The sequence below is a fragment of the Marinobacter sp. DUT-1 genome (assembly GCF_050379415.1).
In the GTDB taxonomy this organism is placed as follows: Bacteria; Pseudomonadota; Gammaproteobacteria; order Pseudomonadales; family Oleiphilaceae; genus Marinobacter.
Genome location: NZ_JBNRLS010000003.1, coordinates 149,077 through 164,936, shown reverse-complemented (window position 1 = coordinate 164,936; position 15,860 = coordinate 149,077). Strand labels below are relative to the sequence as shown.

At 58.7% G+C, this 15,860-nt stretch carries 12 protein-coding genes and 1 tRNA gene; 7 read left to right on the top strand and 6 right to left on the bottom strand.

Translation table 11 applies throughout. The annotated features are described in order from the left end of the window. Position 1 precedes the first annotated feature (1 nt). The 5 genes from ACQUTG_RS10770 (at position 2) to ACQUTG_RS10750 (ending at position 7,874) form a co-directional block, all read left to right on the top strand. Positions 2-1,399 (top strand): acetyl-CoA carboxylase biotin carboxylase subunit, encoded by a 1,398-nt coding sequence (locus ACQUTG_RS10770; protein WP_428919402.1) that lies wholly within the window; start codon positions 2-4, stop codon positions 1,397-1,399. Further along, positions 1,392-2,267, top strand: a complete 876-nt coding sequence (locus ACQUTG_RS10765; RefSeq protein ID WP_428919401.1) for a 5-oxoprolinase subunit B family protein — start codon at positions 1,392-1,394, stop codon at positions 2,265-2,267. Before ACQUTG_RS10770 ends, ACQUTG_RS10765 begins: the two co-directional genes overlap by 8 nt. Continuing rightward, the gene (locus ACQUTG_RS10760) at positions 2,257-3,231 is read left to right on the top strand and encodes a biotin-dependent carboxyltransferase family protein (RefSeq protein ID WP_428919400.1); all 975 of its coding nucleotides are present in this window, start codon (positions 2,257-2,259) and stop codon (positions 3,229-3,231) included. The genes ACQUTG_RS10765 and ACQUTG_RS10760 overlap by 11 nt, the downstream gene beginning before the upstream one ends. A gap of 819 nt (positions 3,232-4,050) precedes the next feature. Next, positions 4,051-5,358 (top strand): YncE family protein, encoded by a 1,308-nt coding sequence (locus tag ACQUTG_RS10755; protein WP_428919399.1) that lies wholly within the window; start codon positions 4,051-4,053, stop codon positions 5,356-5,358. 29 nt (positions 5,359-5,387) lie between these two features. Then, positions 5,388-7,874, top strand: coding sequence for a neutral/alkaline non-lysosomal ceramidase N-terminal domain-containing protein (locus ACQUTG_RS10750; RefSeq protein ID WP_428919398.1), 2,487 nt, complete (start codon positions 5,388-5,390; stop codon positions 7,872-7,874). Positions 7,875-8,139: 265 nt separating this feature from the next. Here ACQUTG_RS10750 and ACQUTG_RS10745 read toward each other — a convergent pair. From ACQUTG_RS10745 to ACQUTG_RS10720, 6 genes are all read right to left on the bottom strand, one after another. Next, a tRNA-Arg gene (locus tag ACQUTG_RS10745) sits at positions 8,140-8,216 on the bottom strand. Between the two features lie 101 nt (positions 8,217-8,317). Then, a complete protein-coding gene (locus ACQUTG_RS10740) occupies positions 8,318-10,162 on the bottom strand; it encodes a protein kinase domain-containing protein (RefSeq protein WP_428919397.1) in 1,845 nt (614 codons plus the stop codon). Positions 10,163-10,171: 9 nt separating this feature from the next. Further along, positions 10,172-11,770, bottom strand: coding sequence for a dihydrolipoyllysine-residue acetyltransferase (locus tag ACQUTG_RS10735; protein WP_428919396.1), 1,599 nt, complete (start codon positions 11,768-11,770; stop codon positions 10,172-10,174). 26 nt (positions 11,771-11,796) lie between these two features. Next, positions 11,797-12,774, bottom strand: a complete 978-nt coding sequence (locus ACQUTG_RS10730) for an alpha-ketoacid dehydrogenase subunit beta (protein ID WP_428919395.1) — start codon at positions 12,772-12,774, stop codon at positions 11,797-11,799. A 1-nt stretch (position 12,775) separates the two neighbouring features. Continuing rightward, entirely contained in the window at positions 12,776-13,960 is a 1,185-nt protein-coding gene (locus tag ACQUTG_RS10725; protein WP_428919394.1) for a thiamine pyrophosphate-dependent dehydrogenase E1 component subunit alpha, read from the bottom strand. A 181-nt stretch (positions 13,961-14,141) separates the two neighbouring features. Continuing rightward, on the bottom strand, positions 14,142-14,687 hold the full coding sequence (locus ACQUTG_RS10720; RefSeq protein ID WP_428919393.1) for a YaeQ family protein: 546 nt from the start codon (positions 14,685-14,687) through the stop codon (positions 14,142-14,144). Between the two features lie 74 nt (positions 14,688-14,761). Between ACQUTG_RS10720 and ACQUTG_RS10715 the strand changes: the two genes are divergently transcribed. Both ACQUTG_RS10715 and ACQUTG_RS10710 read left to right on the top strand, forming a co-directional pair. After that, positions 14,762-15,121 carry a CidA/LrgA family protein gene (locus ACQUTG_RS10715; RefSeq protein WP_428919392.1) on the top strand — a complete coding sequence of 120 codons (360 nt, stop codon included), beginning with the start codon at positions 14,762-14,764 and terminating at the stop codon, positions 15,119-15,121. After that, a complete protein-coding gene (locus tag ACQUTG_RS10710) occupies positions 15,114-15,851 on the top strand; it encodes an LrgB family protein (protein WP_428919391.1) in 738 nt (245 codons plus the stop codon). Before ACQUTG_RS10715 ends, ACQUTG_RS10710 begins: the two co-directional genes overlap by 8 nt. Positions 15,852-15,860 lie beyond the last annotated feature (9 nt).

Here is a 15,860-nt window from a genome sequence, read left to right as displayed (position 1 = left end):
CATGAAAAAATCAGGTATTCAAAAGCTGCTGATCGCCAACCGGGGTGAAATAGCAGTCCGAATCATCCGCGCTGCACGTGATCTCGGGATCGCTACAGTGGTCGTTCACAGCGACGCTGACACCGAAAGTCGAGCCGTTCAAATGGCGGATGAAACGGTTAACATCGGGCCGCCAATGGCGGCAAAATCCTATCTCTCTATCGATGCGATCCTGACGGCGGCAAAGGAAACCGGTGCCGACGCCATTCACCCTGGCTATGGCTTTCTTGCCGAAAATGCGGGCTTTGCAGACGCTGTAGCTGCCGCAGGACTTGTCTTCGTAGGTCCGGATGGCAACACCATACGCCTGATGGGAGATAAGGCGGCCGCGCGAGCCGAAGCGGAGAAGGCAAATGTACCAACGGTGCCCGGCAGTGACGGCGTTATAAAGGACATGGATGCCGCCGCGGAAATAGCAGAGGAAATTGGTTTCCCGGTAATGATCAAGGCGGCGGCCGGAGGCGGCGGTCGCGGCATCCGTGTTGCTCATGACGCTGCCGAATTCCGGGAGCTTGCGCCCCAGGCTTCCTCGGAGGCTGAGGCAACGTTTGGTGACGGCGGCATCTATATAGAGAAGGTCATTGAGCGTGCCCGGCACATCGAAGTCCAGATACTGGGTGATGGCGAAAACGTAGTGCATTTCTTTGAGCGCGAATGCTCTTTGCAGCGCCGCCGCCAGAAGGTGTGGGAAGAGGCGCCATCGATCGCGCTGGATGACCGGGTTCGCGACGAACTGTACCGTTCGGCTGTCGCGCTGGCCAAGGCTGTGAACTACAGGGGTGCCGGAACCATCGAGTATCTCTATGACGACGAGTCAGGAAACTTCTATTTCATTGAGATGAATACCCGCATCCAGGTCGAGCATCCTGTGACCGAAATGATCTGCAGTTTTGACCTGGTTGCCGAGATGATCCTGATCGCCGGCGGCACAAAGATGCGCGTTACACAGGAGGCTATACGCAGAACCGGCCACGCCATCGAAGTGCGGTTAAACGCAGAAGATCCGGCCAATAATTTCATGCCGTTTCCCGGCATCGTCGGTAATTTGCTTACCCCGGATGGGCCGGGCGTGCGTTTCGATCACATGCTCTACCCGGGCTATGCCGTTCCGCCTTTTTACGATTCGCTGTTGGGCAAACTGATTGTCTGGGCCGAAGACCGCGACCGTGCACTGTTACGCCTCAAACGTGCCCTGGACGAGCTTCATATCGAGGGACTGCCCACCACCGCGCCGCTGTTCCAGGCTTTGCTCGAGAGTGAAGAACTGCAGCAAAGTGCTGTCCATACCCGTTGGTTGGAGCCGTGGCTGGAAAACAACCTTGATCTCATCAAACAAAAAGGGGCTCAAACTCATGAGTAGTCGATACACATTTGGCGGCGATGAGCACATTTTCGTAGAAGTCGACGAAGAAATGTCGCTTGAGGCATTCTTTGTCTCACTGTCCATGACCAACGCCGTGCGCAAGGCCAACATCAAGGGCGTCACCGAAATATGTCCGGCCAACGCCTCATTCCAGATCAAATTCGATCCGGATGTAATTCACCCGGATGACATGATGAAGGAATTGAAACGGCTGGAAGCCGAGGCGGAACAGGGCGAAAACGTTCTGGAAACACGTATTATCGAAGTTCCGGTCTATTACCAGGATCCGTGGACGCACGATACGCTGATGCGGTTTCGCGAACGCCATCAGGACCCCAGCGCGACCGACATCGAATACGCAGCATCGATCAATGGCTATGACAGCGTAGAGAAATTCATTGAGGCGCATTCCGGAGCACCGTGGTTCGTCTCCATGGTCGGCTTTGTATCCGGCCTTCCCTTTCTCTATCAGATGGTCGACCGGTCGCGTCAGATCCAGGTGCCCAAATACCTCCGCCCGCGCACCGACACACCACGGCAGACAGTCGGCTACGGGGGCAGCTTCTCCTGCATCTATTCCGTGCGCGGCGCCGGAGGCTATCAGATGTTTGGCATTACCCCCATGCCGATCTATGACCCGGAGCAAAGAGTTCCCTATCTGAAAGACTTCATGGTTTTCTTCAAGCCGGGGGATATCGTCAGATTCAAACCAATCAATCGCGAAGAGTATGATGCCGCGATTGCCCAGGTGCAGGCCGGCGAATACATGCCCCGTATCAGAAACGTTCGCTTTTCGCTAAGCGAGTTCAATGCCGATATGGACGGTACCAACGCCAAGCTGATGGAGGCCCTTTATGACCGTTAATGTAATCTCAGCCGGTATTGCCACCACGATTCAGGACCTGGGACGGCCGGGCTATTATCATCTTGGTATTCCCATGGGTGGGGCCATGGACCGTCTGGCGCTCAAAACCGCCAACCTGCTTGTTGGCAACGATGAGGGAGCGGCCGGGCTCGAATCCGTATTCGTCGGGCCGGAACTTGAATTCACACGGGATGTAACCGTTGCAGTCTGCGGCGCGGAACTGCCACCGAAAGTGGATGGTGAGCCACGTGATACCTGGACCGCCTTCACCGTAAAAGCCGGCCAGGTATTGTCCTTCGATTTTCTGAAATCCGGCGCGCGAATCTACATTGCTATTTCCGGCGGTATTACCACGCCCGTTCACCTTGGCAGCCGTTCGACCTATGCCATCGGTGCGCTTGGTGGTGTTGACGGCCGTCCTGTACAGCCTGGAGATTCGCTGCCACTCGGAAAAAGCAGCAAAACTGTTAAGGATGGGACCTCGGTACCTGTGTCGCTGCGGCGCGGCCCGTCCAATCCGGCCGAAATTCGCGTGCTGCCGGGGCTATACTGGCATCGAATTACTGAGCAGTCCCAGAACAGTTTTTTCGAGGATACCTGGAAAGTCGCCAATGAAGCAGACCGAATGGGCTATCGCTTTCAGGGCGGGCGCAAGCTTGATTTTGTCGAGCGCGAACAGCCGTTCAGTGCCGGCGCGGACCCTTCCAACATCACCGATGCCTGTTATCCCTACGGCTCCATTCAGGTACCGAGCGGCTCAGAGCCAATCGTACTGCACCGCGATGCAGTGTCTGGTGGGGGGTATTTCATGCTAGGTTGCGTTATTTCGGCTGACATGGACCTGATTGGTCAGTTACAGCCGAACATGCCGGTCCGGTTCGTGAAAGTGGATATGGAGACTGCCCTTGCCGCGCGCAAAGAGCAGGCGGCAATCATGGATGAGATTCGCAAATTACTTGGCTAAGAGCGACAGTAAGAAAAAGTGCTCTCCTGAATGGCCAGCAATTGTGCAGGGGAGCCTCTTTACAATGGATGAGCATGGCAAGGATGCTATTGCTCGCAGTGCCGGAGTCCGCACACAGATTTGAGCGGCCCCATCTTTGCTATGCTTCTGTGCCCAAACAGCTGACGTGGTTTGTATTCGGCCGCTTAGCGACCTTACCCCTTCGGGGCCGTCGTTGGTGCGTTCCGACATTCCCTCCGCCTGCCTGGCAGGCGGAGGGTCGGCCCCAAGTCCTCGTCAAAGCTAACGATCAGACCGTCCTTCACAAAAAAGCCTGCTCGATGACGGGCTCTTTCTTGGAATATGGCCCGCCCGTCAGGATTCGAACCTGAGACCTTCCTCCGGAGGGCGCCGAGTGGGGCGGGCCGGAGTGAGGTTGGTGGGTCTAAATTAAAAAGTTCACCCCCGGGGCCTTAATCATGGACTCAGGGGCTCCATTCTCTAGCAAGTCATCGCGCAGATTCGTGATTTTAAGAACGTGTTCTTTCGGGATCGCTGTATTTCGACCGTGATTGGCCTTGTTCCCGATCGCGAAACTCAAAATGTCCCGGGCAATGTAATCCGCCACCAGTTCATCCGGCTTTAATACCGTCTCTGGAAATGGGGTAGGGTCCTCAGCGGGCGTATATTGGCCGAGTTGACGGTTCCGCCAATCGCTCTGTCAATTCTGCCATAGCTGAAACCGTGATTTTGTACCCATAATGTTTCACAACTAAATGTCACGTTTTGGCCGTGTCGTGATTAAAGAAAAACAATAGATATCAATGTGGAGCCCTTTTTATGCGATTAACAGCATCCCTTACCCCCTTTTTTATGGCGCTGATTCTGTCCGGCTGCATGGGCGAAAGTGAAAGTGCTGGTGACAAAGACAGCGACACCTCGGCCCAGAACCCTACGGAACAAACACAACCGGAGAACGAGCTCCAAGCAAAGATTCCCGTTGAGGATGGTGCCAAACCTGTGGTGTTTGTCGGTAGCAACTGGGATGGCGTCATTGATGTAATTGATGGCGAAAGCTACGTAAAAATTGGTCGCATCAATGGCATTCCGGACAAAGAAGAGCGGATGAATGAGATTCGTCTTGATCCGGTCAAATTGGCCGCGTTTCATGGCATTGCATTGTTGATCGGGGAGGGCCACAACCAATACGTAGACGACATGTATAGCACCCGAAACGGGGAGCTGTTAATCGTTTCGCGCCCCAGTTTTGCGGATGTCGTCGCCATCGATATCGCCTCCAATGACATTGTGTGGCGATTCGAAGTGGAGGGTATTCGCTCTGACCATATGGCGCTATCTCCTGACGGCAGTGAAGTTGCGGTGTCTGCCTCAACAGGCAATGTGGTGCATATTCTGGATGTCTGGACCGGAGAAGAAAAAGCGCGCTTCCCAACCGGTAACTCACCCCATGAAAATGTTTACTCGAAAGATGGCAAGAAGATTTACCACGCCAGTATCGGTCATGTGTTCTCCCCCGCAGACCGTGGCGCACTGACCGACACCAAGGGCGAGCGCATTTTCAAAGTGGTTGATACGGACACCTGGGAAGACATCAAAAGCTTTGATATCAGCGAAAAACTGGCCGAAGCGGGTTATCCGGACATGAGCCCAGCCATTCGACCCATGGCGCACACCGAGGATGAAAAGTTCTTCTACTTCCAGCTTTCGTTCTTCCATGGGTTCGTTGAGTACGATATGGAAAATGACCAGATCACCCGAGTCGCCAACCTTCCGAACCGGGTGCCAGACCTGCCAGTCGAGCTGTACGTGAACGACTCGGCGCACCACGGAATCTCAATGGGGGCCGATGACGAGAAGCTGTGTGTTGCCGGCACCATGAGCGACTATGTGGCCATTGTTGACCGTAAAACATTCGAATATGAATTGTTGGAAGGGCTGGGTGAGAAGCCTTACTGGATTACCCGGGATACTTCGGGCGAAAACTGCTTCGTGTCCTGGAGCGGGACGGATCAAATGTCGGTGATCAACATTGATCGGGCCGAAGAAGTGGTTCGAGTTGATGTGGGAGACCACCCACAACGTATCCGTGAAGGTAGCGTGCCGGCTGGCTGGACTGCTGCGTTCTAACACTCGGACCACCACCAACGAGAATTGTCATGAACAACAATTACTACCGTTTTGTCTCCCATTGTTTGGGCTTGGTGTTTGCCAGTGTGTTTTTGGTTGCCTGTGGCGGCGATCAAGACGGGCGTGACGCTTCGTCGCCGGTAAACGATCAGCAAGGCCGTGGCCCTTCGGATGAACGGGTGGACGGCCCTGCCCCCTTTGCAAACCCGGACTTGGCGCAGTGTGTGATGGAGAGCCCGTTACGGAAAGTTGGCAGTGGTCTCGATGCGCCTTCCGTTGCTCGCAATGAAACCCGGAGTGCGAATGCAGTTTCATCTGTGACGACAGATTCTGCCTGCGCGAAGAACCGGGAGTTCCGTTTCGGCAGCGGGTTATCGGATATTACCGGCCCGGTTGCCTTGAAAAGCGGCGCCGGCTGGGAAGATACCGGGCAGGTCATGCACGGCCTTCACACACGGCAATATGCCCGGGCGTTTGCTCTTGAATCGCCCTGCAACGGAAAACGCGTCATGTTTGTGTCCGCAGACATTGGTTTGATGTGGGGATCTATCCGCAACGGTGTTCTCAACACTCTGGCGCAGAATCCTGAACTGGCGGCAGCGTATACCGCTGAAAACCTCATGCTGTCGGCAACTCATACCCACAATGGGCCTGCGGGCTATGCGCACCATGAAGCGGGTAACGCTCTGCACCTGGGCTTCGATGCTCTGGTATACAACACCATCGTGAATGGCATCGTCGATGCCATTGTGCGCGCGCATCAGAATGTTGAAGCCAACTCCCAAACTGCACCTATCGAAATGGCGGTGGGAGAGTTGTTGAACACCAACATCAACCGCTCACGCTCTGCATATGCGATGAACCCTGCGTATGAACGTGGGCAGTACCTGAATGTTCGCGGTGAGGAGGTTGACGTCGTAAAAACCGTGGTGCAACTGAATCTGCGCCGCAAGAGTGGCAGCCCGGTCGGTGTGATCAACTGGTTTGGTGTGCACCCGACGGTCATGGGGCCGGAAATTCCTTACGTTAGCTCCGATGTCAAAGGATTTGCCTCGCTGGGTTTCGAGGAAATCATGGCGACGGATTACCGGGCCGACCCCGCCGAAGACAGTTTTGTGGCGGCCTTTGCCCAGGCCGATGAGGGCGATGCATCCCCCAATATCTTCATTAATGAGTTTCCCCATCCGGATCCGCGCCGCGGCGGGGGTGAAACCCCTATCGACTCGAACGCCATCTCCGGCACCAAACAACTGGCTCGTGCGCTGGAACTTTGGCAGAGCGGTCAGCCATTAACCGGCAGTGTGGATTATCGGCTTCTGCATGTGCAGATGAACAAGGTGACAGTCACGGATCCCGAGGTCCTTTCCGGGCTTGAGCATCCACCAGAGCTGGATGTCGCCAATAAACAAACCTGCAATGCGGCGCTCGGGGTTTCTTTCCCTGCCGGGGCGGAAGATGGCCCCGGGCCCATCAGCGAGGAAGGGCTGACCTGTAGCGCTTCGCCTGATTTACTTAGCAGTGTCGCCGCTGACTTCGCGGGACTGACGGACATGGCGCTGCCGGTGAATCTGGTGAGCGACCTTCTGCTGTGTAATGTGGAGCAGCTGCCGTTACTGGGCATGGGTTGTCACGCCGAAAAACCGGTCCTGCTCCCAACCAATCTTGGAGAAGCGGCTGATGGCGTGCCGAATGTGCTAACGGAGCTGACAGGTGTGACGACGAATTTCGAGCCGGCGATTCACCCATTGCAGATTTTCCGTGTTGGCAACCTGGCCCTGGTGGGCCTGCCTTGGGAAGTGACGACCATGTCTGCTCGGCGTCTGCGTGAGATGGTGCTTGAAGAGATGGCGCCGGTGGGCGTCGATACCGTCGTCATTGCAGGTCTTGTGAATGGCTATACCCACTACCTGACCACGCGAGAAGAATACGCCAGCCAGCAATATGAAGGGGCCTCAACGGTCTTTGGTCCCTGGAGCCTGGCTGCGGTGACCCAGGAACTCAAAAAACTTGCCGATTCAATGGCCCGGGGCACAGTGTTGGCGGTGGGCCCGGAGTTGCCCGAGGTAACTCCGGTGTTACGCAGGCCGCCCTACATCCCCAGTGACAGCCCGGGTGAGCAGGCCTTTGGAACGGTACTTCAGGAGGCCCCCTCCGTGGTAGCTCCTGGCGATGAGGTTGCTGTTCGGTTTCAGGCCAGTCATCCACGGAACGACCTGATGCTGAACGACAGTTATGGGTATGCCGAGCAGCTTCAGGAAGACGGCAGCTGGCAGGTCGTGGCGACAGACCGTTCACCTGACCTGCTGTATACCTGGCACCCCCAGTTCCTGCCACCCCTGGCCACTGAGCTGCCCTACACCGGAGCTTCAGAAGCAACGGTCAGTTGGAAGTTACCACGGAATCTGACGCTCGGAATCTACCGTTTGAGGACCAAAGGTGTGGCGAACCCGGGTGGTGCCTGGGAAGGTGCGAGTGGTGCCTTTGAAGTGGCGGGCCCATCGGCAACATGTCCATGAACACGCTGTGAGGTGCTCTCGCAATCAGACACCTCGTTTATGGTGGCAAGCTTACTACCTACGTTGGTGTCCGGAATCATTAAGCCACTACAGGATAGAGTCAGATCGCCTTGGGGGCGAGCTTCGGGGCTTCGCCCCGCCTTCGCTACGCTGCAGCGTCGAAATCACTCTCGCGATTCGTCGAACGCAGGTTCTAACCAAAGTTAACGATCAGACCGTCTTTCACAAAAAAGCCCCGCACATGGCGGGGCTCCTTTGAGAAAGATGGCCCGCCCGTCAGGATTCGAACCTGAGACCTTTGCCTCCGGAGGGCAACGCTCTATCCAGCTGAGCTACGGGCGGAAGAAATCGGGCACGGTGTGCGTCAATTTCGAGGCGCAATCTTACGTGTGATCGGGTGCTCTGTCCAGCCCTCCGGCCATCTTGATTGCATTGGCCCTGTTTCAGGTGGAACCGACTTCCGCTCTCGGGTTTTTGGGGTAGTAACGTTCGGGCATGCGCTCGATGTGGGGGAAGAAGCGGGTGTCCTTGTAGGGCATTTTCATGTAGCCGGAGACGCCCAGTCCGGCGATTTGGTCCACGGCAGACAGGATCTCATCGAGCAGGCGGACAAACTCGTCTTCCCGGTCCGGGTCGAGCAGGCGGTAGTGGCTGTGGATCTTCAGGTGCCGGGGCAGGGACTCGAAGATGATCATGCCGGTGTGGTGGATGTCGTTCAGGGCTTCCAGGGCCTTGATCATGGTCTCCGGCAGTACCAGGAACTCCTCCGGGTCGGGGCCGTCCTCGAAGTAGGAGTGTACCCGGGATTCGTCTTCCACCTCCGGTGCCGCACTGACTTCGTAGCGCAATTGCATGCCGGGATCGATCCGGAAAGGCCTGTCCGGGCCGTCGCGGTCCACGTGCAGGGTGTTGCGGGCATTGAACAGGCAGCTCTTGAAGATGCCTTGGCGGTAGATGGCCTGGGCCAGGCAGACCATGTTGTTCACCGCCCGGATGAAGGCGGTCTTGAGGCTGGGGTCGTGCAGGTTCAGTGAGGTGTCGATGTAGACGCCATCGCTTTCCCAGCGCACGGCCAGGCCTCCCTCCACCGGGTAGCGGCCCAGTCGGCTGACGGCGGCCAGGAAAGCTTTTTCGGTCTCGCCCATGCCCTGCATGAAGTTCTTGTAGTAACGATCAAGCTGGACGTCGTTGACGTCGCTGAGGGTTTCCGGGGCGTTCTCCTGGCGCAGGAAGGATTTGCGGGAGCTGTATACCACGGTGTCGATCTCGTGGTCGGAGGCACGGGTCCAGACCGGTACCATCGGCGAAATCGTTGGCTCCGGCAGATCGATCATCACCGTGTGCGCCATTCTCGGCATTTCTTTGAGGTAGTAATCACCGGCCTTCCGGCGGGTCTCCGGGTCCGGCGACAGCATGCCGTCGAGCATGCGGGCGAATTCCATGGGTAGGCCCAGTGAGCTGGCCGGAATCGCCTGGTGGCCAAACCGGCAGGACTGGCCGGAGGCCAGCGCATACAGGGTGCCGGCCGCACCCTGTTCATCGAAGCGGGGGGAGGAGAGCCCGCCGTTTAGTTGTTCCTCACCGATGAAATAGACATCCCCCAGCCGGGCGTTGGTCTGCTGCAGGTTGTCCGACATCAGCTCCATGACATTGGCGGTGATGAACTGCTGGTTGGCGTCCAGTTGGGCAAACACCGACGAGCCCCAGTCGATCAGGGCGATGTTCTCGGTCCTGGCGTCAAAGACCAGGTTGGACGGCTTGATGTCGCCGTGCACGATGGGGCGCCCACCCGAGCTGGCCCCGCTGCGCAGGCTGCGCAGGATGTCGGCCAACTGGTCGGCGATGCGGATCACCAGCCTCGGCTTCAGACGCCCTTCCTGTAACGAGACTTCCTCCAGGTTGATGCCTGCGGCTCGCTCCATGACGAGGATCGGCTGGTTGCGGGCCCGTTGGTAGGCTATCAACCGTGGTACCCGTGGGTGGCGGACCTGCTCCAGAATGAATGCTTCATCTTCGAGCCGGTCCTGAAGGTGTTGGGGCAGGTTGATGCGGGTGAACTTGAAGACGTGTTCCGGTCCCGAGTAACCGTTCCCCGGCAGCTTTCCGGCGAACACGAAGCCGTAGGCGCCCTTGCCGATCAGTTCAATGTCCCGGTAGCCCAGCTGGCGGAGCTGGGCGGCGCACAGCGCCACCCAGTCCTTGAGCTTCTTGGCGTCGTCATGGCTGAGCAGATAGATCGACTGCTCTTCAGGTATGTAGAACTGCTGAAGTTCGGTCTTCTGCTCCATAACAACCCGTCAGCCCAGATGCAGCAACATGGATTGCGGCGATTCCAGGTAGCCTTTCCAGCGGTTGCAGAAGCGCGCGATGGTGCCACCATCGATGATGCGATGGTCGCCCGCCCAGCTTACCGTCAGGATGGCCCGTTCCACCACGTTGCCATTGGCATCGAAGCGCGGCAGTTTCTGGGTCCGGCCCAGGGCGACGATGGCCACTTCCGGCGCGTTGATGATGGGTGAGGCATAGGTGCCGCCCAGGGCGCCAATGTTGGAGATGGTGATGGTGCCGCCCTTGAGGTCTTCCTGGCTGACCCGGCCCGAGCGCGCGGCCTCGGTGAGGCGGGTAACCTCATCGGCCACGCCCAGCACGGTCAGGCTTTCAACACCTTTCACGTTCGGCACCATCAGCCCGGCCTTGCTGTCCACGGCCATGCCGATGTTGCAGTGGGGCTGATAGTGGATCTCCGTCACTTCGTCATTGAGGCGGCTGTTGAGTACCGGGAAGTCCTGGATTGCCAGGGCCATGGCCTTCATAAAGAAGGGCATCAGGGTCAGGCGTGATCCCCGGGCCTCGGCTTCGGGCTTGAGCTGTTCCCGCAGGGCGAGCAGATCGGTGACATCGATGTCCTCACTGTAAATGAAGTGGGGGATAGTGGTCGCTGAGGCCACCATGCTGCGGGCCATGGCCGCCCGGACACCCCGGATCGGCTCGACCCTTGCCTCCAGTTCGCGCCCCGGTTTCCGGTGCTCGCTGTCAGCCTTGGCCGCCGGCGTTTCACTGACCGGTTGCCGGCTTGGCGCTGACTGGGCAGGCTGCTCGAGATGGGCCAGCACGTCGGCCTTCAGCACCCGGCCATCCTTGCCGGAGCCGGCGATGTTGGCCAGGTCCAGGTTATGCTCCCGTACCAGGCGGCGCACGGCGGGGCTGGCGGGAATCCGTGGCCGGTTGCCGGTGGCGACCGGTTTGGCCGGTGCCGGTGCGCTTTCCGGGGCCGGCCTTGACTCAGCCTTGGCCTCGGCCGGCTCGTCCCGATCCCGGGGGATGAATGCAAACAGCGGGGCATGCACCCGGGCCATTTCCTGTTGCTGGTGGTAAAGCCTGGTGACCCGGCCGGCCTTGGGCGCGGTGATCTCGACCATGGCCTTGTCGGTCATGACATCGACCACCGGCTGATCTTCCTCGATCTCGTCGCCTTCGGCCACACGCCATTCCACCACCTCGCACTCGACGATGCCCTCGCCGATGTCCGGCAGGATAAAGTCTTCGGCCACCTCGCCGGCGTCGGTTCCGGCCGCCGGGGCGGGGTCCGGTGTCGCTGGTGCTTCGCTGGCAGTTTCCTTCGGCTGTGCGGCAGGTGCTTCGTCCTGTCCGCTGTCGCCATCCACTTCCACCAGTTCAAACAGTGGCGCGTGGACTTTCGCGATGTCGCCTTCCTTATGGTAGAGGCGGGTTACCTTGCCCTTGTACGGTGCCGGGATTTCCACCAGGGCCTTGTCGGTCATCACCTCGGCCACCGGCTGGTCTTCCTCGATGATGTCCCCTTCGGCGACCAGCCATTTGACCAGTTCGCACTCCACGATACCTTCGCCGATATCGGGCAGTATAAAATCACTCATGATTGCTCTCCTGTCCTGATATCAACCTAGAAGTCCACGCTCGACCTGATGGCCTCGAAGACCTTCAGGTGATTGGGCAGGTGCTCTTTCTCCAGCACCAGCGGGAAGGGAGTATCCATCCCGGTGACCCGTGCGATCGGGGATTCCAGGTACAGGAAGCAGCGTTCCTGGATGGTGGCTGCGATTTCGCCGGCGAAACCACCGGTCAGTGGCGCTTCATGGGTAACCACCAGGCGCCCGGTCTTGAACACCGAGTTGGCGACGGTCTCCACGTCCCAGGGCAAGATGGTTCGCAGGTCAATGACTTCACAGGAAATGCCATCTTTCTCCGCCATGTCGACGGCCTGTTCGATCACTTCCATCTGCGCGCCCCAGCCCAGCACGGTCACGTCCGTGCCTTCCTTGAGGACTTCGGCTTCACCCAGGGGCAGCCGGTAATCCTCGTCCGGCACTTCGCCGACGGAGGCGCGGTAGAGCCGTTTGGGTTCGAAGAACAGAGTCGGGTTGGGATCGTGGATGGCGCCCAGTAGCAGGCCCTTGGCCTGATGTGGGTTGCGCGGGACCACAATCTTTAACCCTGGGGTGTGGGCGAAGTAGGCTTCCGGCGACTGGGAGTGGTAAAGCCCACCGGCGATGCCGCCGCCGTAGGGCGCGCGAATGGTGAGCCCGCCCACATTGAACAGATCGCCCGAGCGGTACCGGAATTTGGCAGACTCGTTCACGATCTGATCGAACGCCGGGAAGATGTAGTCGGCAAACTGGATCTCGGCCACCGGCACGGAGCCCTGGGCTGCCAGGCCGTTGGCGAAGCCGATGATGCCCTGTTCCACCAGTGGGGTGTTGAAACAGCGGGCCTTACCGTACTTCTGTTGCAGGTTGCTGGTGGCCCGGAAGACACCACCGAAGACGCCGACGTCCTCACCGAAGCACAGGACTCGTTCGTCGGCGGCCATGGCGGTGTCCAGAGCGTTGTTGATGGCCTGAAGCATGTTCATCTGTGTCATCTCAGGCACCTCCCTTGGCGTGTTCGGCGCTCTTGGGATAGGCGTCCGGATAGCGGCGGATGTGCGCCTTCAGCTTCTCGAACTGTTCGGCCAGGGCCGGCGGCACTTCGTCGTAAACATCGGTGACCAGGGTTTCCAGCGGAGGTGGCGGGCGTTTCTGGGCCCGTTTCATGGTCTCCAGTACCTCCCGGCGCATGGTTTCCTGCAGCTGTTTCTCGTCGTCCTCGCTCCACCACTTCTTGCGCTCGAGCCAGAGCCGCATGCGCAGGATAGGGTCTTTCTCGCGCCAGACGGCTTCTTCGTCCTTGCTGCGATAGCCGGAAGGATCGTCCGAAGAGGAGTGGGCGGCGAGGCGATAGCTCATGGCCTCGATCAGCACCGGTCGGTTGTGTTCCACCGCCAGGCTGCGGGCGGCCCTGGTGGCCTCGTACATGGCCAGGACGTCGTTGCCGTCCACCCGGATGACATCCATCTTGTAGCCGTAGGCCCGGGGCGCCACACCGTCGGCGGCGAACTGTTCGGCGGCCGGGGTGGAGATGGCGTAGCCGTTGTTCCGGCACAGGAAGATCACCGGCACCCGCTGGACGGCGGCCATGTTCAGGGCAGCGTGAAAATCCCCTTCCGAGGCCGCGCCTTCGCCGAAGTAGGTAATGGTACAGTGGCCTTCGCCCGCCAGTTTCTGGCCGTAGGCGTAACCGGTCGCCTGGGGAATCTGGGTAGCCAGGGGCGATGAGATGGTCATGTAGTTCAGCTTTTTGGAGCCATAGTGCACGGGCATCTGGCGGCCCTTGCCGTAGTCCAGTTCATTGCCGAACAGCTGATTCATGAACTCGTCGATGGTGAAGCCACGATAGGCCAGGGCGCCCTGTTCCCGGTATTGCGCCATGATCATGTCGGCGTCATCCAGGGCTGCGGCACTGCCGATGACGGCGGCTTCCTCGCCGGTGCACTGCATGTAGAAGCTCAAGCGTCCCTGGCGCTGGGCGGCGAGCATGCGCTCATCGAGAATCCGGGTGGTAACCATGGTCCGGTAGATGCGCAGGGCTTTATCTTTGTCCAGCGCCGGTGCCTTGGCGCCCTTGTACAGGGAGCCGTCCTGCTTCAGGACCTTGAAGGTGGGAATACGGAACTCTGCACCGTCGGTGAACGACGGGGTGTAAACAACTCTGGATTTTGTTGTTGTCATAATCCTCTTCCTGGGGTGGTGGCCTGAGGAACACGGCTCCCCTTGTGGGGGTGCCGATTATTCAAGTGTAGACAATCGAGCAGGGTCTGGTGCGACCTTGCACAATTGCCTGATGCTTACCTTAACGTAAACTGCGGAATTCGGGTAGTCCCTGTATGAGGGATTCAAGGAGCCGGAAATCTCAGCTGGCCGGATACAGACGCGTAGGCGTCAGGTTGGCCAGGGTGTTTTCGTTGCCAATACCGACCTCGCCGTCCTGAATGGTGCATTGCAGGCTCATGGTACGTTCGGCCAGGCCTGCGAGGGCCTCGGTGCCCTCCTGGGGCAGGTCGATCACAGTCAGGTTGTTGAAGCGGGAAAGCTTGTTCTGGTTCTTTTCCCACCACAGCGAGACTGCCCGGCCGCCATAAGTGTACAGCACAACCTTTTGGGCGCGGTTACAGGCCTTGCGCAGGCGGCTTTCGTCCGGCAGGCCCAGTTCAATCCACAGTTCGATCTCGTCGCTGAGGCTTTTTTGCCAGAGCTCCGGTTCGTCGTCGGTACTCAGGCCACGGGTGAACTCAAGATGCTCGTCGGCGTTGAGGACAAAGGCCAGCAGCCGGACCATCATCCGCTCGTCGGTCTCCGAGGGATGTCGGGCCAGAGTCAGGTGGTGGTCTGCGTAGTAGTGCCGGTCCATGTCGGCGATGTTGAGCGTGGCCTTGAAGACGGTTGCTTTGAGTGCCATGGGCGTCCTGTGTTGGTATCAATATGTCTGTTTGCGCTAGTGTAATGCATTCCTTCCCGGCTGAGCGTGAACGCATGACGATGTTGCGTGGTTTTCTGGTACTGGTTTTGTTCTTCATCTTTGGTGAGTCCCTTCGATTGGTGTGCGCCCTGCCGGTGAGTGGCGGAGTTCTTGGCATGATCGCACTCACGCTGACGCTAATGGTTCAGGGCAGTGTAAGTGACCAGTTGGCTGCCGCGAGCCAGGGCCTGATCTCCATGCTTGTTCTTCTGATTATGCCCGGAGTGGTCGGAGTGTTCTTTACCGCCGATCAGTTCTCCGGCCAGTGGCTGGCGGTGGCGGCGGCCCTGCTTGGAGGAACGTTTCTCAGTGTTCTTACCACGCTCCTGCTCATGAAAATGCTGGTGCGTAAGGAAGGGGGCGTTCATGACTGATTTGCTGGATCGGTTTGTCAGTCTGCCTGACGCGCTCGCCAGCACGCCTGTGCTTGCCATCGGCCTGACACTGGGGGCTTTTTTCGCCGGGAACTGGCTGTTTGCCCGCATTGGACGCCCGCTCTGGCTGCCCCCCGTTTTGTTGTCGGCCGTGATTCTCTCGGGCGTGATCGGGTTGCTTGCATTGGATTACCATGCCTATCAGGACGGTGCCGGCTGGATCTCGGTCCTGCTGGGGCCCGCCACGGTCGCTTTAGGAATCCCGCTTTACCAGCAAATCCACCACATCCGGGCCATGTGGCGACCGATACTGGTCACGCTACCCATTGCTGCGACCATGGCCGCAGTCTATGCGCTGATCATTGCCTGGGCGCTCGGTGCGACGCCCGAGGTATTGGCTTCGCTGGCACCAAAGTCGGTAACGGCACCGATCGCCATCGGGATCACCCAGCAGCTTGGCGGGGCGGTGCCTCTGATGATGGGCGGGCTGCTCATCACGGGCATTGTTGCCACGCTTTTTGTCGATCTTTTGGCGCGCTGGCTATCGGTCAGGGATGAGCGGATTCTTGGTTTTGCGCTCGGGCTGAACGGGCATGCGATCGGAACCGCCCGTGCCTTCGAGATTGGCACCAAAGCCGGCGCGTTCGCTTCTCTCGGCATGGGGCTTACCGGCATTTTCACGGCTCTCATCCTGCCGTTGATCGGGCTGGATTTCTTTACCGCGGGGTAGCGTGATGGG

Bases quoted from the DNA above. Each gene is read 5' to 3' on its own strand.
- ACQUTG_RS10770 (WP_428919402.1), top strand. From the start codon at position 2: ATGAAAAAATCAGGTATTCAAAAGCTGCTGATCGCCAACCGGGGTGAA.
- ACQUTG_RS10765 (WP_428919401.1), top strand. From the start codon at position 1,392: ATGAGTAGTCGATACACATTTGGCGGCGATGAGCACATTTTCGTAGAA.
- ACQUTG_RS10760 (WP_428919400.1), top strand. From the start codon at position 2,257: ATGACCGTTAATGTAATCTCAGCCGGTATTGCCACCACGATTCAGGAC.
- ACQUTG_RS10755 (WP_428919399.1), top strand. From the start codon at position 4,051: ATGCGATTAACAGCATCCCTTACCCCCTTTTTTATGGCGCTGATTCTG.
- ACQUTG_RS10750 (WP_428919398.1), top strand. From the start codon at position 5,388: ATGAACAACAATTACTACCGTTTTGTCTCCCATTGTTTGGGCTTGGTG.
- ACQUTG_RS10740 (WP_428919397.1), bottom strand. From the start codon at position 10,162: ATGGAGCAGAAGACCGAACTTCAGCAGTTCTACATACCTGAAGAGCAG.
- ACQUTG_RS10735 (WP_428919396.1), bottom strand. From the start codon at position 11,770: ATGAGTGATTTTATACTGCCCGATATCGGCGAAGGTATCGTGGAGTGC.
- ACQUTG_RS10730 (WP_428919395.1), bottom strand. From the start codon at position 12,774: ATGACACAGATGAACATGCTTCAGGCCATCAACAACGCTCTGGACACC.
- ACQUTG_RS10725 (WP_428919394.1), bottom strand. From the start codon at position 13,960: ATGACAACAACAAAATCCAGAGTTGTTTACACCCCGTCGTTCACCGAC.
- ACQUTG_RS10720 (WP_428919393.1), bottom strand. From the start codon at position 14,687: ATGGCACTCAAAGCAACCGTCTTCAAGGCCACGCTCAACATCGCCGAC.
- ACQUTG_RS10715 (WP_428919392.1), top strand. From the start codon at position 14,762: ATGACGATGTTGCGTGGTTTTCTGGTACTGGTTTTGTTCTTCATCTTT.
- ACQUTG_RS10710 (WP_428919391.1), top strand. From the start codon at position 15,114: ATGACTGATTTGCTGGATCGGTTTGTCAGTCTGCCTGACGCGCTCGCC.